Origin of the sequence: Streptomyces sp. ATCC 21386, from assembly GCF_018728545.1 — a bacterium.
Taxonomy (GTDB): domain Bacteria; phylum Actinomycetota; class Actinomycetes; order Streptomycetales; family Streptomycetaceae; genus Streptomyces.
Genome location: NZ_JAAVVL010000001.1, coordinates 871719 through 896771 on the forward strand (window position 1 = coordinate 871719; position 25053 = coordinate 896771).

A 25053-nucleotide genomic window follows, 5' to 3' on the forward strand; every position below is an offset into this window, starting at 1 on the left:
CGTACGTACGTATCGCCAGGCCAGGGAGCGAGGGACGGACGTGCCGGAAACGACCGTCGCCGCAGCGGCGCAGCCGAGCGTCGCCGTCGCGGCGGACTACTTCCAGTCCTACTCGGTGGTCGGACTGCTCGCCGCCGTGGGCGTGCTCTTCGTGGCCGTCGCCTTCGGGGCGGGACGGCTGCTGCGCCCGGAGGTCCCCACCCGGGAGAAGCTCCTGACGTACGAGTGCGGCGTCGACCCCGTCGGTGAGGGCTGGGCCCACACCCAGGTCCGCTACTACGTCTACGCCTTCCTCTACGTCATCTTCGCCATCGACTCGATCTTCCTCTTCCCGTGGGCGACGGTCTTCGCCGATCCCGGCTACGGGGCGACCACCCTCGTCGAGATGTTCGTCTTCCTCGGATTCCTCGCCGTGGGCCTGCTCTACGCATACAAGAAGGGCGTCCTGGCATGGACGTGACGCCAGAAGTGAACCCGCCGGAGCCGGGGGCCGCGCAGCCCGTTCTCCTCCCGGAGCCCAAAAGGCTGGGCGCGCTCGCCCGCCTCGCCCCCGAGCCGATGAAGGTCATCCTGAACTGGGGCCGCCGCTACTCGCTGTGGGTCTTCAACTTCGGCCTCGCCTGCTGCGCGATCGAGTTCATCGCCGCGTCCATGGCCCGCCACGACTTCATCCGCCTCGGCGTCATCCCGTTCGCGCCCGGCCCCCGGCAGGCCGACCTCATGGTCGTCTCTGGCACGGTGACGGACAAGATGGCCCCGGCCGTGAAGCGCCTCTACGAGCAGATGCCCGAGCCGAAGTACGTCATCTCCTTCGGCGCCTGCTCGAACTGCGGTGGCCCCTACTGGGACTCCTACTCCGTCACCAAGGGCGTCGACCAGATCATCCCGGTGGACGTCTACGTCCCCGGCTGCCCGCCCCGCCCCGAGGCTCTCCTCCAGGGCATCCTGAAACTCCAGGAGAAGATCGCCCGCGAATCCCTGGGCGAGCGCTACGGCACCGCCCCCCGCCCCTCCACGGCGGCGCTGCAGAGCGCGCTGGTGAAGCCGCCGACAACCGAGGCCGGATCGGCCGGATCGGCCGGATCGGTTGAATCAGTCGAATCGGTTGAATCGGGGGACAAGTGACCGGCTGGCTGCCCACCCCCGTCGAGGAGCTCTTCGGCCCCGAGGCCACGGCCGAGGAGTCGTACGACGTCCTCACCGTGGACGTCCCGCCCGCGTCCTGGACCGAGGCGCTGCGCACGGCCCGCACCACTCTGGGCTGCACATACTTCGACTGGCTGAGCGCGGTCGACGAGCCGGGCACCGGCTTCCGCGTCTCGGCCCACGTGGTGGCCCTGGCCCCGGTCCGACGCCTCCTGCTGCGCACCACGATTCCCCACGCTTCGCCGCTCCTGCCGTCCGCGGTCGACATCTACGCCGGCGCGGCCTGGCACGAACGCGAGACGCACGAGATGTTCGGCGTCCGCTTCGAGGGCCACCCCGGCCTGGACCACCTCCTCCTCCCGGAGAACTTCGAGGGCCACCCCCTCCGCAAGGACTTCGTCCTGGCCGCCCGAGTGGCCAAGGCCTGGCCCGGCGCGAAGGAACCGGGGGAGTCCGCGGCGGGCGCGGCACACGGAGGCCCGAAGCGCCGCCAGATGCTCCCGCCCGGCGTCCCCGACCCCAACGAATGGGGCCCCCTCAAGGGCCAACTCCCCCCGGCCCCGGCCCGCCCCGCCCGAGCCGCGGCGGCCCGCACCCCCGGCGACCGCCCGGTACGCCGAACCCGCTCGGTCACCGAGGGCTCGGCGAGCCAGGCCACGCCCCCCGAGGCACCGGCCGGCCCGCCCACGTCCGCGCCCCCGCGCCGCTCCCGCACGGCATCGGAAGGCTCAGCGAGCCAGACGGCCACCGGCCCGACCCGGGAGACCCCCGACGGCCCGCCCACGTCCACGCCCCCGCGCCGCTCCCGCACGGCATCGGAAGGCTCAGCGAGCCAGACGGCCACCGGCCCGACCCAGGACGCCCCGGACGGCCCGCCCGCACCCGCGCCCCCGCGCCGCTCCCGCAGCGCGTCGCAGGGCTCGGCCAGCCAGCGCGCCACCCCCGCCGCCTCACCCCAGCCGCGCCGCACCGCAGGCAGCCCGGACGCCCCCTGGCACCACGCCCGCCCGGCTTTCGACACCCCGCCGACCGAGCCGAAGCCTCAGCCTGATCCGGAGCCGAAGGCCGAGCCGGAGCCCGAGGCCACGCCCGAGCCGAAGACCGAGCCGAAGGCCGAGCCGGAAGCGGGCCCGAAGCCGACGCCCGAGCCCGCGCCGGAGGCAGGTGCCGAGCCCGAAGCCGCGCGCACGCCGCCCAGCGACCCCGACGGCGACGGGACCCCGGCCCACCCCGACGACAACGGGCCCCCCGCCGAGCCAGCCTCCGAAGGCACACCCGCCTCCGAAGGCACACCCGACCCTGACGGCGGTACCCCCGACCCCGAACCCGAACCCCCCACAGGAGGCGCGCAGTGAACGACGCTCTGGACGTCGCCCTGCGACTCCTCATCGTCTTCGTCGTCTTCCTGACGTTCCCCTTGATCATCGGTCAGACCGAGCACAAGGTCATGGCCCACATGCAGGGCCGCCTCGGCCCCATGTACGCCGGCGGCTTCCACGGCTGGGCCCAACTCGTCGCCGACGGCGTCAAGTTCGCCCAGAAGGAAGACGTCGTCCCGGCCGGCGCGGACCGCCGGGTCTTCCAACTCGCCCCGGCCGTCGCCCTCCTCCCGTACCTCCTCGTCCTCCTCGCCATCCCGATCGGCCCGGGCGAGGGCGCCGTCGGGGAGGTCATCGACGCGGGCGTCTTCTTCGTCCTCGCCGTGATGGGCGTTGGCGTCCTCGGCTCACTGATGGCGGGCTGGGCGTCCGCCAACAAGTTCTCCCTCCTCGGCGGCCTGCGCACCGCCGCCCAGCTCCTCGCCTACGAACTCCCGATGCTGCTCACGGCGGCCTCCGTCGCGATGGCGGCCGGCACGGTCTCCCTCGTCGGCATCGTCGACGCCTTCGAGTGGTGGTGGCTGCCCTGGCAGATCGTCGGCGCGATCGTCTTCTTCGTCGCCGGCCTCGCCGAACTCCAGCGCCCGCCCTTCGACATGCCCGTCGCCGACTCCGAGATCATCTTCGGTGCCTACACCGAGTACACCGGCCTCCGCTTCGCCCTGTTCCTCCTCGCCGAGTACGCCGGCATCGTCGTCCTGTGCGGTCTGACGACCGTCCTCTTCCTCGGCGGCTGGCACGGCCCGTGGGGCGACGAGGGCCTGGGCTGGGTCTGGACCCTGCTGAAGACCGCCGTCCTCGCCTTCGTCGTCATCTGGCTCCGCGTGACCTACCCCCGCCTGCGCGAGGACCAGCTCCAGAAACTCTCCTGGACCCTCCTCGTCCCCCTCTCCCTCGCCCAGATCGCCCTCACCGGCGTCGTCAAGGTGGTGATCCAGTAGCCATGCCCCCCATTCCTGGTTCCGGCCTCGCCAAGGGCCTGGCCGTCACCCTCCGCACGATGACCCGCAGGACCGTCACCGAGCAGTACCCGGACGTCCAGCCGGAGCTGCCGCCCCGCACCCGTGGTGTCATCGGGCTCTTCGAGGAGAACTGCACGGTCTGCATGCTGTGCGCCCGCGAGTGCCCCGACTGGTGCATCTACATCGACTCCCACAAGGAGACGGTCCCGCCCGCCGCCCCGGGCGGCCGCGAGCGCAGCCGCAATGTCCTGGACCGCTTCGCCATCGACTTCGCCCTCTGCATGTACTGCGGTATCTGCATCGAGGTCTGCCCCTTCGACGCCCTCTTCTGGTCCCCGGAGTTCGAGTACGCGGAGACCGACATCCACGAACTCACCCACGAGCGCGACAAGCTCCGCGAGTGGATGTGGACCGTCCCCTCGCCCCCGGCCCTCGACCCCGCCGCCGAGGAACCCAAGGAACTGGCCGCCGCCCGTAAGACCGCCGAGAAACTGGCGGCCTCCCAGGCCGAGCCGGCCGGCACCGAGGGAGAACCCACATGACCCTCACCCAGGCACCGCAGGGCTTCCTCTCCCCGACGGGTGTGGAGATCGCCTTCGTGCTCGTCGGCCTCGTCACCTTCGGCGCCGCGATCGTCTCCGTCACCACCCGCCAGTTGGTGCACGCCGCCCTCTGGCTGGTGGTGGCGCTCGGCGGGCTCGCCGTCGAGTACCTCCTGCTCACCGCCGAGTTCATCGCCTGGGTGCAGGTCCTCATCTACGTCGGTTCCGTCGTCGTCCTCCTCCTCTTCGGACTGATGCTCACCAAGGCCCCCATCGGCCGCTCCCCGGACGCCGACTCCGGCAACCGCTGGGCCGCCCTCACCGTGGCCGTCGCCTCCGCCCTCGTCTGGGTCGTCGTCGACGCCTTCCGCACCACCTGGATCGACCTGGACGGCCCGGCCGCCGGCTCCACCGAGGCCACCGGCGAGAGCCTCTTCCAGAACTGGGTCCTCCCCTTCGAGGCCCTCTCCGTCCTCCTGCTGGCCGCCCTGGTCGGCGCGATCGTCCTCTCCCGCAAGGCGAAAGCGGCCGCGCCCCCCACTCCGCCCAGGACCCAGAAGGCCCAGCCGCAGGCCCCCACCGGACCCGAGTCGGCCGAGTCGGCCGACTCGGCCGAGGGAGGTGCCCGCTGATGCACCTCGCCTATCCCGTCGTGCTCTCCGCCCTCCTCTTCTGCACGGGCCTGTACGGCGTCCTCGCCCGCCGCAACGCGATCCTCGTCCTGATGTCCGTCGAGCTGATGCTCAACGCGGTCAACCTCAACCTCGTCGCCTTCGACGTCTGGCTCAGCAGGACCGCCGAGGAGACCCTGCACTCCGGCCAGGCCCTGACCCTGTTCACGATCACCATCGCCGCCGCCGAGATCGGCATCGGCCTGGCGATCGTCCTCGCGGTCCACCGCAACCGGGGCACCGCCGACATCGACAAGCTCCGCGACACCGCCGAGCACCCCGACGACCCCGACGGAACTCCCGGCCCCGACGTCGACGACACCCGCGAGCCCGGCCTGCCCGGCCGCCCCGAGCGGAGCGAGAAGGCTGAGGCCACCGCGTGACCACGACCACCCTCGCCGTCCTCGTCCCCCTCCTCCCGTTCCTCGGCGCCGCCGCCGGCCTGCTCCTCGGTCGCACCGCCCCCGGCTTCGTCCGCCCCCTCGCCGTGCTGCCCACCCTGACGGCCTTCGCCCTGGCCACCCTCGTCGCCGTACGCCAGGGCGGCGACCGGACCCTCGACGCGGCCACCCAACTCACCCCGACCGGCTCGGTCCCGATCGACCTCGCCCTGCACATCGACGGCTTCGCCGCCCTCGTCGCCGTCCTGGTCGGCCTCGTCGCCACCTGTGTGCAGATCTACTCGACCGGCTACCTCCGCGACGACCCGCGCTACCCCTCCTACGCCGCCCTCGTCTCCCTCTTCACCTCCGCGATGCTCCTCGTCGTCTACTCCGGCGACCTGATGGTGCTCCTGGTCGGCTGGGAGATCATGGGCATCTGCTCGTACTTCCTGGTCGGCCACTACTGGGAGACCCCGGAGGCCCGCGCCGCCTCCCTGAAGGCCTTCCTGGTCACCAAGCTCGGCGACGTCCCCTTCCTGATCGGTCTGTTCGCCCTCGCCACGGACGCCGGGTCGTTCCGCATCACGCGGATCCTCGCCACCGTCGCCGACGGCGGCCTCGACCACCCCACGCTCGTCGCACTCCTGCTCCTCGCCGGAGTCGCCGGCAAGTCGGCCCAGTTCCCCCTCCACACCTGGCTCCCCGACGCGATGGCGGGCCCCACGCCCGTCTCCGCACTGATCCACGCGGCGACGATGGTCGCCGCCGGTGTCTACTTCGTCGCCCGGCTCCTCCCGGTCTTCGCCGCCTCCTCGGCCGCCCTGGTCGTCCTCGCCGTCATGGCCGCGCTCACCATGGCCGGCTCGGGGCTCGCCGCCCTCGCCCAGGACGACATCAAGCGAGTCCTCGCCTATTCGACGATCGGCCAGCTCGGCTACATGACCGGCGCCCTCGCCGTCGGCGACCGCGGCGCCGCCGTCTTCCACCTCCTCTCGCACGGCGCCTTCAAGGCGCTGCTGTTCCTCGCCGCTGGCGTGATCATCCACGCGTCCGGCACCAACTCCCTGGCCGCCATGTCCCGCATGAGCCACCTGCGCGCCCGAGTCCCCGACGCCTTCTGGACGATGACCGTGGCGCTGCTCGCCCTCGCCGCGATCCCGCCCTTCAGCGGCTTCTTCTCCAAGGAGTCCGTCCTCGGAGCCGCCGAGCACGCCGCCACCGGCCACACCCTCACGGGCCCAGTCGAGCACGTCCCGGCCGCCGCCGGCTGGACCGTCCTGGTCGCCGGTGTCCTCACGGCCCTGCTCACCGCCGCGTACGCCGCCCGACTGTGGCTGCTCGCCTTCCGCGGCCAGGGCACCGAGGCCCCCGACCACGGCCGTCAGCCCCGCGCGATGACCGTGGTGCTGTGGGTGCTGGCAGTCCCGTCCCTCGCCCTCGGCGGACTCGCCTACGGCAGGCTCCCCGACTGGTTCGACGGCGACGACCTGGCTCCCACCCTGGCCACGTCCGTCCTCGGCACGGGCGCCGCCCTGATCGGCGCCCTGGCGATGTACGCGGCCTGGCGGTACACCACGGCGGTGGCCCACCCGCCGCTGGGGGCGGTCGCGGCCCACCCCGACGCGGACGCCGGCACCGTCGAGGCGGAGGCCATCGCCAGCCACACCCCCGCCTACGGGGACGTGGCCTCGGCACCCGATCCGGCCGACCCGGGCCGCCTCCTGCTAGGCCCGCTGCACCGCCACGCCGCCGTCGGCTTCCACCTCGACGCCGTGTACTCGGCACTCTTCGTCCGCCCGGTCCGGTCCGGCGCGAGCCTCGTCCGGTTCCTCGACCGCGAGGTCGTCGACACCTATGTGAGCGGCGCGGGCGCCCTGCCCCGCCTGCTGGGCGCGGCCGTCCGCAAGGCCCAGACCGGCAACGTCCAGACCTATGTGAGCGCGCTGCTCGCCGGCACCGTCGTCCTGGTGGTCGCCGCCCTCGTCGTCGCCACGGGAGCGTGAGCAGGCGTGATCGATATCAACGAGTCCGTGATGCAGGTCCTTCTGGCGTTGATCGTCGTCGGCCCGCTCCTCGGCGCCGCCGCCGCTCTCCTGCCGGCCCCGCCCGGACTGAAGGGGAAGTCACCCGAGCAGGCAGTGCTGCGCCACGGGATCACCGTGACCGGCGTGGTCCTCATCGCCGCGATCGTCCTCGCGCTCGGCTTCGACCACGACCAGCCGTCGAAGATGCAGGCCAGCACGGACATCAGCTGGATCCCGGCACTCGACGTGCGCATCCACCTCGGCATCGACGGCATCTCCCTCCCCCTCCTGGTCCTGACCGCGCTGCTGACCTTCCTCTGCGCGCTCTACTCCTACTTCAAGCAGCAACATCAGCGGCTGACGCCGCGGGCCACGGGGCCCTCCCCGAAGGCGTTCGTCGCTCTCCTGCTCGTCCTGGAGTCCGGCACCCTCGCCACCTTCGCCGTCCTCGACCTGCTGCTGTTCTTCCTCGCGTTCGAGATGGTGCTCATCCCGATGTACTTCCTCATCGCCCGCTGGGGCGGTGAACAACGCACGCAAGCCGCTTGGAAGTTCATCCTCTACACCCTGCTCGGTTCCGTGGTCATGCTGCTGGGCCTGCTCCTGATCGGAATCAAGGCGGGCACATTCGACATGGTGGCACTCGCCACTGACAGTCACCCCGAACTGACCACGTCCGTGCAGGTCATCGCCGCTTTGTCGATCGGGATCGGGCTCGCGGTCAAGACCCCGATGTGGCCCCTGCACAGCTGGCTGCCGGACGCCCACACCGCCGCCCCGACCGTCGGTTCGGTCCTGCTGGCCGGCGTCCTGCTGAAGATGGGCACGTACGGGTTCGTGCGCATCCTGCTGCCGATCACCCCCGACGGGTTCCGCACCTTCGCGCCGTACCTCGCCGCCTTCGCGGTCGTCGGCATCATCTACGGCTCCCTCGCCTGCCTCGCGCTCGCCCGACAGGGCGCCAAGGGCGACCTCAAGCGCCTGATCGCGTACTCCTCCGTGGGCCACATGGGCTTCGTGCTCCTCGGCATCGCCACGATGACCCCGACCGGCGTGAACGGCGCGCTCTTCGCCAACATCGCCCACGGCCTCATCACCGGCCTGCTCTTCTTCCTGGTCGGCGCCCTGAAGGACCGCACCGGCACCACCGACCTCGACACCCTCGCGCAGGAGACCGGCGCCGCCCTCTACGGCAGGGCCCCCCGCCTCGGCGGGCTCCTCGCCTTCGCCGCCGTCGCGTCCCTGGGCCTGCCCGGACTCGCCGGGTTCTGGGGCGAGATGCTGGCCCTGTTCGGCGCGTTCGAACCCGCCGAGGGCCTCAGCCGCCCGGCCTTCCTCACCTTCATGACGATCGCCGCGTTCGGCACGCTCCTCACCGCCGCCTACCTGCTGATCGTGGTCCGCCGCGTGTGCATGGGCGCCGTCCCGAAGGGACCGGGGGAGGGACCACACCGCACGGACGAATCGACGTACGCCCTCGCGGACGTACAGACGTACGAGTTCGCGGCCTGGACCCCGCTCGTGGCCCTCACCGTCCTCGCCGGCCTCTGGCCCGCGGCCCTCCTCGGTCTGACCGACCCGGCCGTGCAGCAGCTCCTCGCAGGAGGCACCCGTTGAGCCCCTTGGCCCAGCCGCCGGTCCACGCCGAGTCCGCCCAGGCCGCCCAGACCCTGGCCGAGTCGGTCGTCCAGTCCGTGGACTGGCTCGCGATCGCGCCGCCCACCGTCGCCGCGGTCGTCGGCCTCGCCGTGCTCGTCGCCGACCTCTTCACGGACGACCGCAGGAAGGCCCTGCTCGGCTGGGTCTCCGTCACGGGCCTCGCCGTCTCCCTGCTGGCCCTGCTGCCCCTCCTGGACGCCGACCGCGCCACCTTCTGCCTGACCGGCGACCCGGACGTCTGCAGCTACACCGCCGACCGGTTCACCCTCGTCATCCAGTTCCTCGTCCTCGGCGGCGCCCTCCTCGCCGCCCTGCTGTCCATGACGGCCCTCAAGGACGACCGGAAGAACCTCCCCGAAGGGGAGTTCTGGTTCCTGCTGCTGTCATCCGCCGCCGGAGCCGCCCTCCTGCCCGCCGCCCGCGACCTCGCGACCCTCGTCGTCGCCCTGGAGGTCGCCTCCCTGCCCGCCTTCGCCCTCGTCGGCATCCGGCACGGCGACCGACGGTCCTCCGAGGCGGCCCTGAAGTTCTTCCTGTCGTCCGTCACCGCGACCGCCGTCAGCCTCCTGGGCATCAGCTTCGTCTACGCCACGACAGGCACCCTCTACCTCACCCAGATCGCCGACCGCGTCGAGAACGTCGACGGCCAGCTGCACACCCTCACCCAGGCCGGCGTCGTCCTCACCCTCATCGGCTTCGCCTTCAAGACGGCCGCCGTCCCCTTCCACTTCTGGGTCCCCGACACCTACGTGGGCGCCCCCCTGCCCGTCGCCGCCTACCTCTCCGTGGTCGGCAAGGCGGTCGGCTTCTCCGGCCTCATCCTCGTCACCGTGGTCGCCCTCCCGTCGTACGCCGACGTCTGGGGCCCCGCCCTCGCCGTGCTGGCCGCCCTCACCATGACCGTCGGCAACCTCGGCGCCCTGAGACAGGGCGCCACGCGCGCGTACAGCGCGGTCCGGCTGCTCGCCTGGTCCTCCGTCGGCCAGGCCGGCTACCTCCTCGTCCCGATCGCGGCGGCCGCCTACGCCGACGACACCGCCGACGCCGAGAAGGCGGTCGGCTCCACCGTCGCCTACGCCCTGATGTACGCCGCCGTGAACCTCGGCGCCTTCGCCGTGGCCGCCCTCGTCGGCCGCACGAAGTCCCTGAACCGGCTCAGCGACTACCGGGGCCTGTACGCGTCGAGCCCCCTGTCCGCCCTGCTCCTGGCCTTCTTCCTGCTCTGTCTCGCCGGACTGCCGCCGGGCGTCATCGGCCTGTTCGCCAAGGTCACCGTCTTCTCGGCGGCCGTCGACGCCGGCCTCGGCTGGCTCACCGTCGTGATGGCCGTCAACGTGGTGATCGCGCTCTTCTACTACCTCCAGTGGACGGCGCTGCTGTTCCGCGCCCCCGAGGGCGACACCGCGGCCGCGCCCCGACCGCACCGCGTCCCCGCCCCGCTCACCCTGGCCCTCGCCCTCACCGGAATCGTCGGCATCGCCCTGTCCGGCGCACCCCAGCTCGTCCTGCGCTTCGCCGACATCGGCCTCTTCTGACGAAGCCGCCGCCCCGCCCTCGCCGAAGCCTCGGCCCCTCGGCGCCCCCGGCGAGGCGGCGGCCACGCCCTCACCCGCCCGGCCCACCGGCCGGGCCACGCGCACCAGGGAACTCGTCATCCCCGCCTGGCGTTGACCAGTTCGGGAGGGTCCACTGAGAAGTGGAATCAACAGCTACAGCGAGCAAAGGGTTCCCCTGCCGCACGATCTGGAGGGCGTACCGTGCACCGCCGGCACAACGGGCTCAGGACCGCCGTTCTCCTCGGGGGACTGTCCGCACTCATCATCGTCATCGGAAGCCTCTTCGGCCGTACGGGCCTGATCATCGCGATCGTCGTCGCCCTCGGCACGAACGCGTACGCGTACTGGAACAGCGGCAAGCTCGCTCTACGCGCAATGCGCGCCCGCCCGGTCAGCGAGTTCGAGGCCCCGGCGCTCTACCGCATGGTCCGCGAGCTCTCCATGCAGGCACGCCAGCCGATGCCGCGCCTGTACATCTCCCCGACGGACGCCCCCAACGCGTTCGCGACCGGCCGCAACCCGCGCAACGCGGCCGTGTGCTGCACCGACGGCATCCTCCGCCTGCTCGACGAGCGAGAGCTGCGCGGTGTCATCGGCCACGAGCTGAGCCACGTCTACAACCGCGACATCCTCATCTCGTCGGTCGCCGGCGCCCTCGCCTCCGTGATCATGTTCCTGGTCAACTTCGCCTGGCTGATCCCCATCGGCCGCTCGGACGACGACGACGGCCCCGGCCTCCTCGGCATGCTGCTGATCATGATCCTGGGGCCGCTCGCCGCATCCCTCATCCAGCTCGCGATCAGCCGCTCCCGCGAGTACGAGGCGGACGCCTCCGGCGCCCAGCTCACCGGTGATCCCCTTGCTCTCGCCAGTGCCCTTCGCAAACTGGAAACGGGTACCAAGCAGCTCCCGCTGCCCCCCGAGCCCCGGATCGAGACCGCGAGCCACATGATGATCGCGAACCCCTTCCGGCCGGGCCGGGGATTCTCCAAGATGTTCTCGACACACCCGCCCATGGCGGAACGCATCGCCCGACTCGAGAAGATGGCAGGTCCCCCGCAGTGAAGACCGTACTGAACATCATCTGGCTGATCCTCAGCGGCTTCTGGCTCTTCCTCGGCTACCTGTTCGCAGGGTTGCTTCTGTGCATCACCATCATCGGTATCCCGTTCGGCATCGCGTCGTTCCGGATCGGGATCTACGCCCTGTGGCCCTTCGGGTACAGCGCCGTGGAGCGGCGTGACGCGGGCGCGCCCTCCTGTCTGGGCAACATCCTGTGGCTGCTCCTGGCGGGCTGGTGGCTGGCGCTGACCCACATCGTCACCGGCCTCGTCCTGTGCGTGACGATCATCGGCATCCCCTTCGGCATCGCCAACTTCAAGCTCGTCCCGGTCTCGCTGATGCCCCTGGGCCGCGAGATCGTCCGCTCCGACCAGCCGTTCGCCCAGCAGCGCTGGTGACGTGACGGGGCGGCCCGTACGCACGCCTCAGCGGCGCCGCCGCAGGCCGTACACGGCCGCCCCCACGCCCAGCACGACCGCGCCCACGGCCACCGACGACGAGGGCAGCGAGAACGCCAGCACGGCGCATCCGACGAGTCCGACCACCGGCACCACCCGGGACCGGGGCGCCGAACTCAGCGTCCAGGCGGACGCGTTGGCGACCGCGTAGTACGCGAGGACCCCGAAGGACGAGAACCCGATCGCGCCCCGTACGTCGACCGTGGCGGCCAGCACCGCGACCACGGCCCCGACGGCCAGCTCGGCCCGGTGCGGCACCTGGAAACGGGGGTGCACGGCGGCGAGCGCCCCGGGCAGGTGCCGGTCCCGGGCCATCGCGAGGGTCGTGCGGGAGACCCCCAGAATGAGCGCCAGCAGCGACCCGAGCGCGGCCACGGCGGCCCCCACGCGCACCACGGGCACCAGCCCCGGCACCCCTGCCGCCCGCACCGCGTCGGCCAGCGGAGCCGAGGCCCGCCCCAGCCCACCGGAGCCCAGCACGGCGAGCGCGGCGACCGCCACGGCCGCGTACACGACCAGCGCGATGCCCAGCGCGAGCGGGATCGCGCGCGGGATGGTGCGCGCCGGATCCCGTACCTCCTCACCCAGGGTCGCGATCCGGGCGTACCCGGCGAAGGCGAAGAACAGCAGCCCGGCCGCCTGGAGCACGCCGCCCAGGCCCCCCGACGTCCCGATGTCCAGCCGCCCGGCGTCGGCCTCGCCGGAGCCCAGGCACACGACCACCACGGCGGCGAGGACCGCCAGCACCACGGCCACGATCGCCCGCGTCAGCCAGGCCGACTTCTGCACACCGCCGTAGTTCACGGCCGTCAGCGCCACCACGGCCGCCACCGCGACGGCGTGCGCCTGCCCCGGCCACACGTACGCGCCCACGGTCAGCGCCATCGCCGCGCACGAGGCCGTCTTGCCGACGACGAACGCCCAGCCGGCCAGGTACCCCCAGAACTCCCCGAGCCGCTCACGCCCGTACACATAGGTGCCGCCCGACTCCGGGTACAGGGCCGCCAGTCGCGCCGACGACATGGCGTTGCAGTACGCGACCACCGCCGCGATCCCGAGCCCGAGCAGCAGCCCCGACCCGGCGGCGCGCGCCGCCGGCCCCAGCGCGGCGAAGATCCCGGCGCCGACCATCGTCCCGAGCCCGACGATCACCGCGTCCCCGACGCCGAGCGTGCGGCGCAGCTCGGCGCCCGATCCGGCCTGTGTCATGTGCCGCACCCTACTGACCGGTGCAACCACCGGATGTCGGGCAGGCGTCCTCCCGGACAACAGGGGCTGGACAGACGCGAGGTACGGCCGGGAACCCGGCCGCTGTCCGCTGTGGGGGGAAACACAGCACGGGTACCGCACGGGTACGGCACGAAAGGGCAGGTGCACGGCATGAGCATCATCGGCTGGATCGTCCTGGGGCTGTTGGCCGGAGCCATCGCCAAGCTCCTGCTGCCGGGCCGCGACCCGGGCGGCTTCATCGGCACGACCCTCATCGGCGTCGCGGGCGCCTTCATCGGCGGCTGGATCTCCGCCCGCTGGCTGGACCACCCGATCTCCGAGAACTTCTACGACGGCCCCACCTGGGCGGCGGCGATCGGCGGTTCCCTGGTCCTGCTGATCGCCTACCGCATCCTGTTCGGCCACTCCCGCCGCTGACCGCGCGGCCACGCCGGGACACACGAAAGGGTGGGCAGCACGGCGAACCGTGCTGCCCACCCTTCCTTGTACGCTCGTGCGCTCGTACGTTCCTGCGCACGGAAGCACCGAGGCGGGAATCGCTCCTACGGGCGCTCCCCGCCGTTCGTCACCGGTAGTTGACGAACTGCACCGCGAAATCGAAGTCCTTGCCCTTGAGCAGGGCGATCACGGCCTGGAGGTCATCGCGGCTCTTGGAGCTGACGCGGAGCTCGTCACCCTGGACCTGGGCCTTGACGCCCTTGGGACCCTCGTCGCGAATGATCTTCGCCACCTTCTTGGCGTTCTCCTGGGAGATGCCTTCCTCGATCGACGCGAAGATCTTGTACTCCTTGCCGGACAGCTGGGGCTCACCCGCGTCCAGCGACTTCAGGGAGATCCCGCGCTTGATCAGCTTGGACTGGAAGACGTCGAGGATGGCCTTCACCCGGTCCTCGGAGTTCGCCTCCATGAGGATCTTCTCGCCGGACCACGAGATCGAGGCGCCGACGCCCTTGAAGTCGTAGCGCTGGGAGATCTCCTTGGCGGCCTGGTTGAGGGCGTTGTCGACCTCCTGCCGCTCGACCTTCGAGACGATGTCGAAACTGGAGTCGGCCATGTCCTGTGGCTCCTTGTATCGGTGAAACGGGAGGCGACAAGCCTAGCCACCCCGCCCCCGCGCGCACTGATCAATCAGGTGGCGAAGCACCCCCGAGCATCAGGTATCGTTTACGACGTCGCCACGGAGCGCCGCCGAAAAGCGGTTCGAAGGACGACGAATCCCAGGCGGTGTGCCCGAGTGGCCAATGGGAGCGGACTGTAAATCCGTCGGCTTAGCCTACCCAGGTTCGAATCCTGGCGCCGCCACGTGGAGGGAAGCCCCTTCCGGACTGTGAGAGCAGTTTCGGGAGGGGCTTCTTCGTGTGCGCGGTGCGTGCGGATCCGGTCAGGGCATCCGGCGGCCAGGCACACTGACTGCATGTCATCGCGTCGCAGGAACTGCCCCGAGTGCCGTCGTGAGATCGCCGTCGTGGCGGGGCGGTTCGCGCGGCACGATCCGCCGGGGGCGAGCGGGGAACTCGTGTCGTGTCCCGGGTCGCGCAGGCCGGCCCAGATCGGGGCGGCCCAGCCCGCGCTCGACGGTTTCGTCGTCCCCGAGTTCCCCGGCCAACTGCCCCTCTTCTGACTCCAGGGGTGGCTCCAGGGGGCAGTCAGCGGCCGGCCCGGGTGCCCCGCCCCCGTAATTGCCCGCCCCCGCAAGCGCCCGCCCCCTCAGTTGCCCGCCACCGACTTCACCGCCACCGACACCGGTGTCGAACCGCTGATCAGCTCCAGGGTGAGACCGGCCGTCGCAGGGGTGTCGAGGAGTTCGAAGAGCGTCGCGGCCACGTCGTCACGGGGGACCGGACCGCGCCCGGTGGACGCCTCCAGGCGTACAAGACCCGTGCCGGCGTCGTCGGTCAGCATGCCGGGCCGCAGGATCGTCCAGTCCAGCGCGTCCAGGCCGCGCACATACGCGTCGGCCTGCCCCTTGGCCCGCAGGTACGCGTCGAAGACGTCGTCGCCCTCGTGGCCCGGATCCGCCCCCATGGACGAGACGACCAGGTGACGTCGTACGCGCGTGCGCACCGCGGCGTCCGCGAACAGGACCGCCGCCCCGCGGTCGACCGTGTCCTTGCGTGCCGTTCCACTGCCCGGACCCGCGCCCGCCGCGAACACGGCCGCGTCGGCGCCCTGCAGGTGCGCGGCGACCTCCTCCACCGACGCCGACTCCAGATCGCACAGCACCGGTTCGGCACCGGCCGCGCGCAGATCGTCCGACTGTTCTGGGCGGCGGATGATCCCCGCGACCTCCTCACCACGCGCAGCGAGCAACCGCTCCAGCCGCAGCGCGATCTGACCATGACCTCCAGCGATGACAATGCGCATGTTTCCGACCGTACGCCCGACCCGACGCGTTTGCCGCGCAACCATCGGGCCGTCCCGAGTGTCTCAACCATGTTCGCCGTACCGGCGAGCACCGGAATTCACGGGGGGACCCATCACCGTCATGCGTAACGCCATGTCCACGACCGTCGTACGTACGTCCATGAAGCGCGCATCCGTCGCGGGGGCGCCCGTGGCCCGCCGGGCCTTCACCGGGGTCGGCTGCGCCGCGGCCGTCCTCGTCACGGTGGCCGCCTGCGGGACCGTGCAGAACCTGACCGCGGGCCAGAAGGTCGACAACGCCGTCGAACGGCTGGGCGAGCAGAAGTCGCTGGCCTTCGGGATCCGGCTCGACGCCGACCCGGACGACCTCGTCGCGCTGATGGGCGAGGACAGCGAGGAAGTGCCGCCGGAGATGGCGGAGTTCTTCACCGGGCTGCGCGTCGACGTGTCGGTCACCTCCAAGAAGCCGCTCGCCGCGTCCGGTGAGAAGGACGTCACCGGCATGGGCATGAAGATCTCGGGCGAGGAGGGCGTGTTCGCCGAGTACCGCCTCGTCGGCGACTACACGTACTACCGCGCCGACATGCGGGCCATGGGCGACGCCATGGGCATGCCCTTCCCGACGGCCGACGAGCTCGACGAACTCCCCGAGGAGGAGCAGCACATGCGGCCGCTCCTGGAGGGTGACTGGGTCAAGGTCAACACGGCCGACCTGCAGGACGCCGCCGAGGACGCGGGCGCCGGCTCCGGCTCGGGCGGCTCCGACGAACTCGACGCCAAGACCCAGAAGAAGATCCTCTCCGCCGTCCGCGGAGTCGTCGCCCGCGAGGTCGACTTCAAGACCAAGAACGGTGAGGACGGCGCCGAGGTCATCACCGCCAAGGCCAACTTCCGCGACCTGCTCACCGGGATCGTCGACAAGCTCCAGCCCATCGAGGGCGACCTCCCGCCGGGCGCCGAACTCCCCACGGGCGAGGACATGAAGGACGCCCCGAACAAGAAGGTCGCGGTGGACTTCACCCTCAAGAACGGTGACCTCACCCGCATCGAGACCGACCTCGCGGTCCTCGCCGACGACGCGAAGGGCGTCAAGGCCCCGCTCGTTCTCACCTTCGGCAAGGCCGGCGACATCAGCGCCCCCAAGGGCGCGTCCGAGATCCCGGTCGAGGAGTTCGGCGGCCCGCTGGGCAGCGGGATGTTCGCCGTCTGACCGACACAGGCCCCTCTCCGGACCGGGCACGCGCGCGTGGAGCACGAAAGCGCCCCACGCGCGCGTGCCGGGGCACCCGGATCACGACGGCTCCCCCCGCCCCTGCCGAGGCAGTTCCGGCGCCGTGCTCGTCGCCGTGCCGCAGTACTCGCGTACCGCGCTGGTGCGCGCCACCACACGCCCCCGGTGCACGACGATCCTGCTGTACGCCAGCGACAGGACCCCCGAGAGCCGCGCACCCCGCACCGCGAGCAGCTCGGCGGGGAAACCGGCCTCGACACGCACCTCGGGCAGCCCCAGGGCGGCACGCGCCGCCCCGCTGACGGTGTCGTACGCCTCCTCGGGACGCAGCCCGTACCGGGACGCCAGCAGGTACGCCGCTTCCAGGGGGTCCCCGCGGCCAACCGGGTTCGACACGTCGCGCAGCGCCCCGCTGCCCGCCGCGACGCGCACGCCGGCCGCGCGCAGCAGCCGTACGGGCGCCGTGCCCCGGCGGTCCACGGTGCCGCAGCCGCCCTGCGGGAGACAGACGACGGTCACCCCGGCCGCCGCGAGCTGGTCGGCGGCGCGGGCGGCGGCCTGGGAGGGAAGGCGGGCGAGACCGCCGCACGGGCCGAGCGTCACGCCGGGCCGCAGGCCGCCCGCCATGGCCGCGAGCCGCGCGAGCCGGGCGGGGTCGTCGCCGTCGGTGTGCAGGTCGACCGGGCAGTCGTGCTCGGAGGCGATCTCCAGGACCGCCTCCACGTACCCGGTGGGATCGGGGTCCAGGTCCGGGCAGCCGCCGACCACGGAGGCGCCCATCTTCACCGCGTCCCGCAGGATCGCGAGGCCGTCCGCCCCCGCCACCCCGGTCAGCACCCGGGGCATCGCCACTGTTCGCACCTCGACGAGGCCCCGCAGCGCCTGCCGCGCGGCGTGCACCGCCGCCAGCGCCCCCAGCCCCTGCACACCGCCCACGTGGACGTGCGAGCGCAACGCCGTGGCCCCGTGCCCGAGTTGCAGCAGCGCGGCCTCGGTGGCCCGCCGCTGGACGTCCAGGTCGTCGTACGGGACGGGCCCCTCGAAATCGGCCGACAGGGCCGTGTCGCCGTGCGCGTGCGGCTCGACGGGGGCCGGCAGGAGCAGATGACCGCCGAGGTCCACCCGGGTGGCGGACACCCCGGACGTGGCGGGCCCGGGGCCCAGACTGCCCGCCGTGCCGACCGCCTCGATCCGCCCGCCGCCCAGCCGGACGTCCACCACCCGGCCGTCGGTCAGTCGCGCCCCGCACAGCAGCAGGGCGCCGGCCTCGTCCGGGCCCGAGGGCGGGCCGGAGGAGGAGGGGGACGGCTGCGGCTGGCTGTCGGGCATCGCGCTCCTGGGGCTACAAGATCACGCAGAGTGAGTCGAGCCTAGGCGGGCCACCCGGCCTCGTCGCGGAGGAGCGCAATAGTCGTACCGGAGCGGTTCGCCTGCCGGGTGAGGGGGCGGCGACGGGCGGTGGGAGGCGGGGGGACTGCCGGGAGAGCCGGGGGCGGTGGTGTGTGTGGGGCGCGTGCGGCCTGCGGAAACGGGACGGGCGACGGTTCCCCGGGTACACCCCGGCGGCTCCGGGAACCTCCGTGGACGACCGGCGGACGGCGCCCGGGCGACCCATGGATCCGGGCCGGGAAACGGATTTGGGCGATCGGCGGTGGGGCGTGTAATGTCTTCATCGCTCGCCCCAATAGCTCAGTCGGCAGAGCGTCTCCATGGTAAGGAGAAGGTCTACGGTTCGATTCCGTATTGGGGCTCTGGTGTGAAAGGTTCCCGTCGCGAGGCGGGATCCGATCGCATCACAGCGGTGTAGCTCAGTCGGTAGAGCAAGCGGCTCATAATCGCTGTGTCACCGGTTCAAGTCCGGTCACCGCTACTGACAGTAGCCGATTGCGGGGTCGGTCCTTCGATCGGCTACTCTTCTATGCGTTAAACCCTGTCCCATCCGTTCGTCAAGGAGCACTCACGTGGCTGCCACCGACGTCCGCCCGAAGATCACGCTGGCCTGCGTGGAGTGCAAGGAGCGGAACTACATCACCAAGAAGAACCGGCGTAACAACCCGGACCGACTGGAGATGAAGAAGCACTGCCCGCGTTGCAACGCGCACACCGCGCACCGCGAAACGCGATAAATCAGGCTCGTACACGAGGCCGTCCCCGAGTGATCGGGGGCGGCCTCGCGTCGTTACATCGACCAGTACCGGTCAGTACCCGCCGGTGCCCGTCCGTACCGCCGTATCCGCAGCAACCAGGAGGTGCCGAGCCCATGGCGCTCGACCAGTCCTTCGTGGGGCGTACCTACCCGCCCACCGACCCCTACGAGGTCGGCCGGGAGAAGATCCGCGAGTTCGCGGAGGCCGTGGGGGACACCAACCCCGTCTACACGGACCCCGAGGCGGCCAAGGCGCTCGGGTACGCCGATGTGATCGCCCCGCCGACCTTCGTGTTCTCGATCACCTTCAAGGCGGCCGACCAGGTCGTCCAGGACCCGCAGCTCGGCCTCGACTACAGCCGCGTCGTGCACGGCGACCAGAAGTTCGCCTACAAGCGCCCGGTGCGCGCCGGTGACCGCCTCACCGTCACCTCGACCATCGAAGCGATCAAGTCCCTCGCGGGCAACGACATCCTGGACATCCGCGGCGAGGTCCACGACGAGTCCGGCGAGCACGTCGTGACCGCCTGGACCAAGCTCGTGGCCCGCGCGGCCGAGGAGGCGTGAGAACCCGATGACCGCGAAGATCTCCTACGACGACGTCGAGGTCGGCACCGAACTGCCCGCCCAGAGCTTCGACGTGACCCGCGCCACCCTCGTCCGGTACGCGGGTGCCTCCGGCGACTTCAACCCGATCCACTGGAACGAGAAGTTCGCCAAGGAGGTCGGCCTCCCGGACGTCATCGCGCACGGCATGTTCACCATGGCCGAGGCGATCCGTGTCGTCACCGACTGGACCGGCGACCCGGGCTCGGTCGTCGAGTACGGCGTCCGCTTCACCAAGCCCGTGGTCGTCCCCAACGACGACGAGGGCGCCACCATCGAGGTCAGCGCCAAGATCGGCGCCAAGCTCGACGACAACACCGTCCGCGTCGACCTGACGGCCATGAGCGGCGGCCAGAAGGTCCTGGGCATGTCCCGGGCGGTCGTCCGACTGGCCTGACGGCCCACGCCGCACGGCCGCACCCCCACGGTCCCCCGCCCCTCCCCGGTGCGGGGGTCTCGTACTCTTGAGCCCGTGCAGGAACTCCACGACGCCCCCCTCGCCCCGCTGACCACCTTCCGGCTGGGCGGGCCCGCGCGCCGGCTGATCACCGCGACCACCGACGACGAGGTCGTCGCCGCCGTCCGCGAGGCCGACGACACCGGTACGCCGCTGCTGCTCATCGGCGGCGGCTCCAACCTGGTGATCGGGGACCAGGGCTTCGCCGGAACCGCGCTGGTCATCGCCACCAAGGGCTTCGCGCTCGACGGGACACGGCTGGAGCTGGCCGCCGGCGAGGTGTGGACCGACGCGGTCGCCCGGACCGTCGAGGCCGGGCTCGCCGGGATCGAGTGCCTGGCCGGCATCCCCGGCTCCGCGGGCGCCACACCGATCCAGAACGTCGGCGCGTACGGCCAGGAGGTCGCCTCCACCATCACCGAGGTCGTCGCCTACGACCGCCGCACCCGCGAGACCGTGACCGTCGCGAACACCGAGTGCGCCTTCTCGTACCGCCACAGCCGCTTCAAGGACGAGCCCGAGCGCTATGTCGTGCTGCGGGTCCGGTTCGAACTGGAGGACGCGGGCGGCCTGTCGGGGCCGATCAAGTACGCCGAGACGGCCCGCACGCTCGGCGTCGAACCCGGCGACCGGGTGCCCCTCGCCGACGCCCGCGAGACCGTGCTCAAGCTGCGCGCCGGGAAGGGCATGGTGCTCGACCCCGAGGACCACGACACCTGGTCCGCCGGATCGTTCTTCACCAACCCGATCCTCACCGACGAGCAGTACGCCGCCTTCCACGCGCGCGTGCGTGAGCGCCTCGGGGACGACGTCACCCCGCCCGCCTACGCCGCCGGCGACGGCCACACCAAGACCTCCGCCGCCTGGCTGATCGACAAGGCCGGCTTCACCAAGGGATACGGCACCGGGCCCGCCCGGATCTCCACCAAGCACACCCTGGCCCTCACCAACCGGGGCGCCGCCACCACCGAGGACCTGCTCGCCCTGGCCCGAGAGGTCGTCGCCGGAGTCCGGGACGCCTTCGGCATCACCCTGGTCAACGAGCCGGTGACGGTCGGCGTCAGCCTCTAGGACACCCCGGGCGGGGCGGCGAGCCAGTCGTCCACGCCGGCCAGCAGCTTCTTCCGCTCCTGCTCCGGGGCCGCCGACCCCCGGATCGACTGCCGGGCCAGCTCCGCCAACTCCTCGTCCGTGAAGCCGTGGTGCCGGCGGGCGATCTCGTACTGGGCCGCGAGACGCGAACCGAACAGCAGCGGGTCGTCCGCGCCGAGCGCCATCGGCACCCCGGCGTCGAACAGCGTCCGCAGGGGGACGTCCTCGGGTTTCTCGTAGACGCCGAGCGCCACGTTCGAGGCCGGGCAGACCTCGCAGGTGATCTGCTGCTCGGCCAGCCGCTGCAACAGGCGCGGGTGCTCCGCCGCCCGCACCCCGTGCCCCACCCGGTTCGCGTGCAGGTCGTCCAGACAGTCCCGCACCGACGACGGACCGGTCAGCTCACCACCGTGCGGCGCCGACAGCAGACCCCCCTCCCGGGCGATCGCGAACGCCCGGTCGAAGTCCCGCGCCATGCCCCGGCGTTCGTCGTTGGAGAGCCCGAAACCGACGACACCCCGGTCCGCGTACCGCACCGCGAGCCGGGCCAGCGTGCGCGCGTCCAACGGGTGCTTCATACGGTTCGCCGCCACCAGCACCCGCATCCCGAGCCCGGTCTCCCGCGCCGTCGTGTCGACCGCGTCCAGGATCACCTCCAGCGCCGGGATCAGCCCGCCCAGCCGGGGCGCGTACGACGTCGGGTCCACCTGGATCTCCAGCCAGCCCGAACCGTCCCGGACATCCTCCTCGGCGGCTTCCCGCACCAGCCGCCGGATGTCGTCGGGCTCCCTGACGCACGAGCGCGCCGCGTCGTACAGCCGCTGGAAACGGAACCACCCGCGCTCGTCCGTCGCCCGCAGCCTCGGCGGTTCCCCGCTGGTCAGCGCCTCCGTCAGCGCCTCGGGCAGCCGGACCCCGTACTTGTCGGCCAGTTCCAGCACGGTCGTGGGCCGCATCGACCCGGTGAAGTGCAGATGCAGATGGGCCTTGGGCAGTTCAGAGAGATCACGTACACGCTCCATCGCCCGATCCTGCCGCACGCCCCCGCCGTCCCGGTAGCGGAATCCTCGAACGTGGTCTTGCTCGCACACATGAATAAGGGGCCGCGCCCGGACACCGGACGCGGCCCCGCGAACGCTCAGGACGTCAGTCCGTCGCCTCCGCCAGCAGCTTCTGCACGCGCGAGACACCCTCGACGAGATCCTCGTCACCCAGCGCGTACGACAGACGCAGATAGCCGGGGGTGCCGAAGGCCTCGCCGGGGACGACCGCGACCTCGGCCTCCTCCAGGATCAGCGCGGCCAGCTCGACCGTGTCCTGCGGGCGCTTGCCGCGGATCTCCTTGCCGATCAGCTCCTTCACCGAGGGGTAGGCGTAGAACGCGCCCTCGGGCTCCGGGCAGAACACGCCGTCGATCTCGTTGAGCATCCGCACGATCGTCTTGCGGCGGCGGTCGAACGCCTCCTTCATCTTCTCGACGGCCGACAGGTCGCCGGAGACGGCGGCCAGCGCGGCCACCTGCGCCACGTTGGAGACGTTCGACGTGGCGTGCGACTGGAGGTTGGTCGCGGCCTTGACGACGTCCTTCGGGCCGATGACCCAGCCCACGCGCCAGCCCGTCATCGCGTACGTCTTCGCGACACCGTTGACCACGATCGTCTTGTCGGCCAGCTCCGGCACGACCACGGGCAGCGAGTGGAACTCGGCGTCGCCGTAGACCAGGTGCTCGTAGATCTCGTCGGTCAGGACCCACAGGCCCTTCTCGGCGGCCCAGCGGCCGATCTCCTCCACCTGAGCGCGCGTGTAGACCGCGCCGGTCGGGTTGGACGGGGAGACGAAGAGGAGGACCTTCGTGTTCTCCGTGCGGGCCGCCTCCAGCTGCTCGACGGAGACCCGGTAGCCCGTGGTCTCGTCGGCGACGACCTCGACCGGGACACCGCCGGCGAGACGGATCGACTCCGGGTACGTCGTCCAGTACGGAGCGGGGACGATGACCTCGTCGCCCGGGTCGAGGATCGCGGCGAACGCCTCGTAGATGGCCTGCTTGCCGCCGTTGGTGACGAGGACCTGCGACGCGTCGACCTCGTAGCCGGAGTCGCGCAGGGTCTTCGCGGCGATCGCGGCCTTCAGCTCGGGCAGACCGCCGGCCGGCGTGTAGCGGTGGTACTTCGGGTTCTTGCAGGCCTCGACGGCCGCCTCGACGATGTAGTCCGGGGTCGGGAAGTCGGGCTCACCGGCGCCGAAGCCGATCACCGGGCGCCCGGCGGCCTTGAGGGCCTTGGCCTTGGCGTCCACGGCGAGGGTGGCGGACTCGGAGATCGCGCCGATGCGCGCGGAGACCCGGCGCTCGGTGGGAGGGGTTGCAGGGCTCATGGACCCCATCGTTTCAGACAGGAAACGCGCCGGGCACGCGGGTTTCACAGACTGAACAGCAACGGAACAACCGTCCGTATCCGCGGCCGGAAACAGTCGATCTTCGACGAGCAACGCCCCTGCGGACGCTTTCTGTTCGACGACAGGCCTCGGACCACGTATGCTCTCTCCTCGTTGGCCTTCACCGGCCGCGCCCGCCAGGTGCACACCGAGCACTCGGTCGGATGCGGTACGTTGGGGGAGAACCGCAAAGGGTCGTAGCTCAATTGGTAGAGCACTGGTCTCCAAAACCAGCGGTTGGGGGTTCAAGTCCCTCCGGCCCTGCTACACACTCCTCACGCCAGGATGTGTGCGCATGTACGTACAGCAATGTTCCGCCGTGCGGCTCAGACCGGGCGCGGCACGGCCACGACCCGGACCGGAATCAGGTGAGGATGAATGACGGACGCCGTGGGCTCCATCGACACGCCTGATGCCCAGGACGAGGTGCCCGAGGACAAGAAGAAGACCCGCAAGGGCGGCAAGCGCGCCAAGAAGGGCCCGCTGAAGCGCCTCGCGCTCTTCTACCGCCAGATCGTCGCGGAGCTGCGGAAGGTCGTCTGGCCGACCCGCTCCCAGCTGACGACCTACACCACGGTGGTCATCGTCTTCGTCGTCATCATGATCGGTCTTGTTACTGTGATTGACTTCGGCCTCGACAAGGCCGCCAAGTACGTCTTCGGCTGAGCCGAGAGCGAAGGGCGCCGTTACCTGGCGCCCCTTTCGCGTGTTCCACCCCCATGATCCAGGAAGAAGCAGCCACGTGTCTGACCCGAACCTGAAGGACGCCATGGAGCCTCGCGGTGAAGGTGCCGAGTCCGTGGACGACGAACTCGACATCGTCGAGGGCTCAGACTCCGAGGACGAGTTCGAGGCTGCCGAGGCCGAGGCGGGGGAGCCGGCCGAGGAAGAGGCGCTGCACGTCGAGGACGACTCCGACGACACGGACGCCGACGAGGACGAGGCGACCGAGGAGGTCGTCGAGGAGGAGACCGAGCCGGTCGACCCCGTCGAGGCCCTCCGCGAGGAACTGCGGACCCTGCCCGGTGAGTGGTACGTCATCCACACGTACGCCGGTTACGAGAACCGCGTGAAGACCAACCTCGAACAGCGTGCCGTCTCGCTGAACGTCGAGGACTTCATCTTCCAGGCCGAGGTGCCGCAGGAAGAGGTCGCGCAGATCAAGAACGGCGAGCGCAAGACGATCCGCCAGAACAAGCTCCCCGGATACGTTCTCGTCCGCATGGATCTGACGAACGAGTCCTGGGGTGTCGTCCGCAACACCCCCGGCGTCACCGGCTTCGTGGGCAACGCCTACGACCCGTACCCGCTGACCCTGGACGAGATCGTCAAGATGCTCGCGCCGGAGGCCGAGGAGAAGGCCGCCCGCGAGGCCGCCGAGGCCGAGGGCAAGCCGGCGCCCGCCCGCAAGGTCGAGGTCCAGGTGCTGGACTTCGAGGTCGGCGACTCGGTCACCGTCACGGACGGCCCGTTCGCCACGCTGCAGGCGACGATCAACGAGATCAACGCGGACTCGAAGAAGGTCAAGGGTCTCGTGGAGATCTTCGGCCGCGAGACTCCTGTCGAGCTGTCGTTCGACCAGATCCAGAAGAACTGAGTCCAAGGACTGAGTTCTCCGGAGCGAGTCAACCCACGCTTCCGACCAGGTCAGG

General features: G+C 71.2%; 27 protein-coding genes and 4 tRNA genes. 25 read left to right on the forward strand and 6 right to left on the reverse strand.

From position 1 onward, the window contains the following. Positions 1 to 40 precede the first annotated feature (40 nt). The 12 genes from GWK25_RS03810 to GWK25_RS03865 all read left to right on the forward strand — a co-directional run bounded on the left by GWK25_RS03810 (position 41) and on the right by GWK25_RS03865 (position 11782). The gene (locus tag GWK25_RS03810; RefSeq protein ID WP_215448492.1) at positions 41 to 460 is read left to right on the forward strand and encodes an NADH-quinone oxidoreductase subunit A; all 420 of its coding nucleotides are present in this window, start codon (positions 41 to 43) and stop codon (positions 458 to 460) included. Next, a complete protein-coding gene (locus GWK25_RS03815) occupies positions 451 to 1125 on the forward strand; it encodes an NADH-quinone oxidoreductase subunit B (RefSeq protein WP_215448493.1) in 675 nt (224 codons plus the stop codon). Before GWK25_RS03810 ends, GWK25_RS03815 begins: the two co-directional genes overlap by 10 nt. Continuing rightward, positions 1122 to 2501, forward strand: coding sequence for an NADH-quinone oxidoreductase subunit C (locus GWK25_RS03820; RefSeq protein WP_215448494.1), 1380 nt, complete (start codon positions 1122 to 1124; stop codon positions 2499 to 2501). Before GWK25_RS03815 ends, GWK25_RS03820 begins: the two co-directional genes overlap by 4 nt. After that, positions 2498 to 3466: a complex I subunit 1 family protein gene (locus GWK25_RS03825; protein WP_215448495.1), complete on the forward strand. Its 969-nt coding sequence runs from the start codon at positions 2498 to 2500 to the stop codon at positions 3464 to 3466. The genes GWK25_RS03820 and GWK25_RS03825 overlap by 4 nt, the downstream gene beginning before the upstream one ends. A gap of 2 nt (positions 3467 to 3468) precedes the next feature. Beyond that, the gene (locus GWK25_RS03830; protein WP_215448496.1) at positions 3469 to 4029 is read left to right on the forward strand and encodes an NADH-quinone oxidoreductase subunit I; all 561 of its coding nucleotides are present in this window, start codon (positions 3469 to 3471) and stop codon (positions 4027 to 4029) included. Beyond that, positions 4026 to 4661, forward strand: coding sequence for an NADH-quinone oxidoreductase subunit J (locus GWK25_RS03835; protein WP_215448497.1), 636 nt, complete (start codon positions 4026 to 4028; stop codon positions 4659 to 4661). The genes GWK25_RS03830 and GWK25_RS03835 overlap by 4 nt, the downstream gene beginning before the upstream one ends. Then, the gene (gene nuoK / locus GWK25_RS03840) at positions 4661 to 5083 is read left to right on the forward strand and encodes an NADH-quinone oxidoreductase subunit NuoK (RefSeq protein ID WP_215448498.1); all 423 of its coding nucleotides are present in this window, start codon (positions 4661 to 4663) and stop codon (positions 5081 to 5083) included. Before GWK25_RS03835 ends, nuoK begins: the two co-directional genes overlap by 1 nt. After that, positions 5080 to 7086 carry an NADH-quinone oxidoreductase subunit L gene (locus tag GWK25_RS03845; RefSeq protein ID WP_215448499.1) on the forward strand — a complete coding sequence of 669 codons (2007 nt, stop codon included), beginning with the start codon at positions 5080 to 5082 and terminating at the stop codon, positions 7084 to 7086. The genes nuoK and GWK25_RS03845 overlap by 4 nt, the downstream gene beginning before the upstream one ends. Positions 7087 to 7092: 6 nt before the next feature. After that, positions 7093 to 8724 carry a NuoM family protein gene (locus GWK25_RS03850; RefSeq protein ID WP_215448500.1) on the forward strand — a complete coding sequence of 544 codons (1632 nt, stop codon included), beginning with the start codon at positions 7093 to 7095 and terminating at the stop codon, positions 8722 to 8724. Next, complete coding sequence (locus GWK25_RS03855; RefSeq protein ID WP_374200590.1) at positions 8721 to 10301, forward strand: NADH-quinone oxidoreductase subunit N; 1581 nt, start codon at positions 8721 to 8723, stop codon at positions 10299 to 10301. Before GWK25_RS03850 ends, GWK25_RS03855 begins: the two co-directional genes overlap by 4 nt. 222 nt (positions 10302 to 10523) lie before the next feature. Continuing rightward, positions 10524 to 11387: a zinc metalloprotease HtpX gene (htpX, locus tag GWK25_RS03860; RefSeq protein WP_215448501.1), complete on the forward strand. Its 864-nt coding sequence runs from the start codon at positions 10524 to 10526 to the stop codon at positions 11385 to 11387. Continuing rightward, the gene (locus tag GWK25_RS03865) at positions 11384 to 11782 is read left to right on the forward strand and encodes a YccF domain-containing protein (RefSeq protein ID WP_215448502.1); all 399 of its coding nucleotides are present in this window, start codon (positions 11384 to 11386) and stop codon (positions 11780 to 11782) included. The genes htpX and GWK25_RS03865 overlap by 4 nt, the downstream gene beginning before the upstream one ends. A 27-nt stretch (positions 11783 to 11809) precedes the next feature. On the opposite strand, the gene GWK25_RS03870 is transcribed toward GWK25_RS03865, so the two are convergent. Next, the gene (locus GWK25_RS03870; protein ID WP_215448503.1) at positions 11810 to 13051 is read right to left on the reverse strand and encodes an APC family permease; all 1242 of its coding nucleotides are present in this window, start codon (positions 13049 to 13051) and stop codon (positions 11810 to 11812) included. Positions 13052 to 13222: 171 nt separating this feature from the next. Here GWK25_RS03870 and GWK25_RS03875 point away from each other — a divergent pair, with 171 nt between their 5' ends. Beyond that, positions 13223 to 13489 carry a GlsB/YeaQ/YmgE family stress response membrane protein gene (locus GWK25_RS03875; RefSeq protein ID WP_215448504.1) on the forward strand — a complete coding sequence of 89 codons (267 nt, stop codon included), beginning with the start codon at positions 13223 to 13225 and terminating at the stop codon, positions 13487 to 13489. Positions 13490 to 13637: 148 nt separating this feature from the next. Here GWK25_RS03875 and GWK25_RS03880 read toward each other — a convergent pair whose 3' ends face one another. Then, positions 13638 to 14126, reverse strand: coding sequence for a YajQ family cyclic di-GMP-binding protein (locus GWK25_RS03880; RefSeq protein WP_215448505.1), 489 nt, complete (start codon positions 14124 to 14126; stop codon positions 13638 to 13640). 166 nt (positions 14127 to 14292) lie between these two features. On the opposite strand from GWK25_RS03880, the gene GWK25_RS03885 reads away from it, so the two are divergent. Together GWK25_RS03885 and GWK25_RS03890 are read left to right on the forward strand one after the other, a co-directional pair. Then, positions 14293 to 14374 (forward strand) — tRNA-Tyr (locus tag GWK25_RS03885). Positions 14375 to 14486: 112 nt separating this feature from the next. Further along, positions 14487 to 14693, forward strand: coding sequence for a hypothetical protein (locus GWK25_RS03890; RefSeq protein WP_086803756.1), 207 nt, complete (start codon positions 14487 to 14489; stop codon positions 14691 to 14693). 86 nt (positions 14694 to 14779) lie between these two features. Here GWK25_RS03890 and GWK25_RS03895 read toward each other — a convergent pair whose 3' ends face one another. Continuing rightward, positions 14780 to 15436, reverse strand: coding sequence for an SDR family oxidoreductase (locus GWK25_RS03895; RefSeq protein WP_215448506.1), 657 nt, complete (start codon positions 15434 to 15436; stop codon positions 14780 to 14782). 121 nt (positions 15437 to 15557) lie between these two features. On the opposite strand from GWK25_RS03895, the gene GWK25_RS03900 reads away from it, so the two are divergent. Next, positions 15558 to 16646, forward strand: a complete 1089-nt coding sequence (locus GWK25_RS03900) for a hypothetical protein (RefSeq protein ID WP_251828702.1) — start codon at positions 15558 to 15560, stop codon at positions 16644 to 16646. Positions 16647 to 16727: 81 nt separating this feature from the next. Here the strand turns inward: GWK25_RS03900 and GWK25_RS03905 are convergent, their stop codons facing one another. Further along, on the reverse strand, positions 16728 to 17996 hold the full coding sequence (locus tag GWK25_RS03905; RefSeq protein ID WP_215448507.1) for an amidohydrolase family protein: 1269 nt from the start codon (positions 17994 to 17996) through the stop codon (positions 16728 to 16730). Positions 17997 to 18345: 349 nt separating this feature from the next. On the opposite strand from GWK25_RS03905, the gene GWK25_RS03910 reads away from it, so the two are divergent. The 6 genes from GWK25_RS03910 (at position 18346) to GWK25_RS03935 (ending at position 20947) form a co-directional block, all read left to right on the forward strand. Next, positions 18346 to 18418, forward strand: a tRNA-Thr gene (locus GWK25_RS03910). Positions 18419 to 18464: 46 nt separating this feature from the next. Beyond that, positions 18465 to 18537 (forward strand) — tRNA-Met (locus GWK25_RS03915). Between the two features lie 91 nt (positions 18538 to 18628). Next, positions 18629 to 18793 (forward strand): 50S ribosomal protein L33, encoded by a 165-nt coding sequence (rpmG, locus tag GWK25_RS03920; protein WP_003948671.1) that lies wholly within the window; start codon positions 18629 to 18631, stop codon positions 18791 to 18793. A gap of 134 nt (positions 18794 to 18927) precedes the next feature. Next, positions 18928 to 19380, forward strand: a complete 453-nt coding sequence (locus GWK25_RS03925) for a MaoC family dehydratase N-terminal domain-containing protein (RefSeq protein WP_215448508.1) — start codon at positions 18928 to 18930, stop codon at positions 19378 to 19380. 7 nt (positions 19381 to 19387) lie between these two features. After that, entirely contained in the window at positions 19388 to 19816 is a 429-nt protein-coding gene (locus GWK25_RS03930) for a MaoC family dehydratase (protein ID WP_215448509.1), read from the forward strand. Positions 19817 to 19891: 75 nt separating this feature from the next. Next, on the forward strand, positions 19892 to 20947 hold the full coding sequence (locus tag GWK25_RS03935; RefSeq protein ID WP_215448510.1) for a UDP-N-acetylmuramate dehydrogenase: 1056 nt from the start codon (positions 19892 to 19894) through the stop codon (positions 20945 to 20947). On the opposite strand, the gene GWK25_RS03940 is transcribed toward GWK25_RS03935, so the two are convergent. Together GWK25_RS03940 and GWK25_RS03945 are read right to left on the reverse strand one after the other, a co-directional pair. Beyond that, positions 20944 to 21990, reverse strand: a complete 1047-nt coding sequence (locus GWK25_RS03940; protein ID WP_215448511.1) for an adenosine deaminase — start codon at positions 21988 to 21990, stop codon at positions 20944 to 20946. The genes GWK25_RS03935 and GWK25_RS03940 overlap by 4 nt on opposite strands. Positions 21991 to 22114: 124 nt before the next feature. Then, on the reverse strand, positions 22115 to 23341 hold the full coding sequence (locus GWK25_RS03945) for a pyridoxal phosphate-dependent aminotransferase (RefSeq protein WP_215448512.1): 1227 nt from the start codon (positions 23339 to 23341) through the stop codon (positions 22115 to 22117). 251 nt (positions 23342 to 23592) lie between these two features. Here GWK25_RS03945 and GWK25_RS03950 point away from each other — a divergent pair. From GWK25_RS03950 to nusG, 3 genes are all read left to right on the forward strand, one after another. Further along, positions 23593 to 23665 (forward strand) — tRNA-Trp (locus tag GWK25_RS03950). 114 nt (positions 23666 to 23779) lie between these two features. Then, the gene (gene secE / locus GWK25_RS03955) at positions 23780 to 24067 is read left to right on the forward strand and encodes a preprotein translocase subunit SecE (RefSeq protein ID WP_033528314.1); all 288 of its coding nucleotides are present in this window, start codon (positions 23780 to 23782) and stop codon (positions 24065 to 24067) included. A gap of 76 nt (positions 24068 to 24143) precedes the next feature. After that, positions 24144 to 24998, forward strand: coding sequence for a transcription termination/antitermination protein NusG (gene nusG, locus GWK25_RS03960; protein WP_215448513.1), 855 nt, complete (start codon positions 24144 to 24146; stop codon positions 24996 to 24998). Positions 24999 to 25053: the final 55 nt, after the last annotated feature.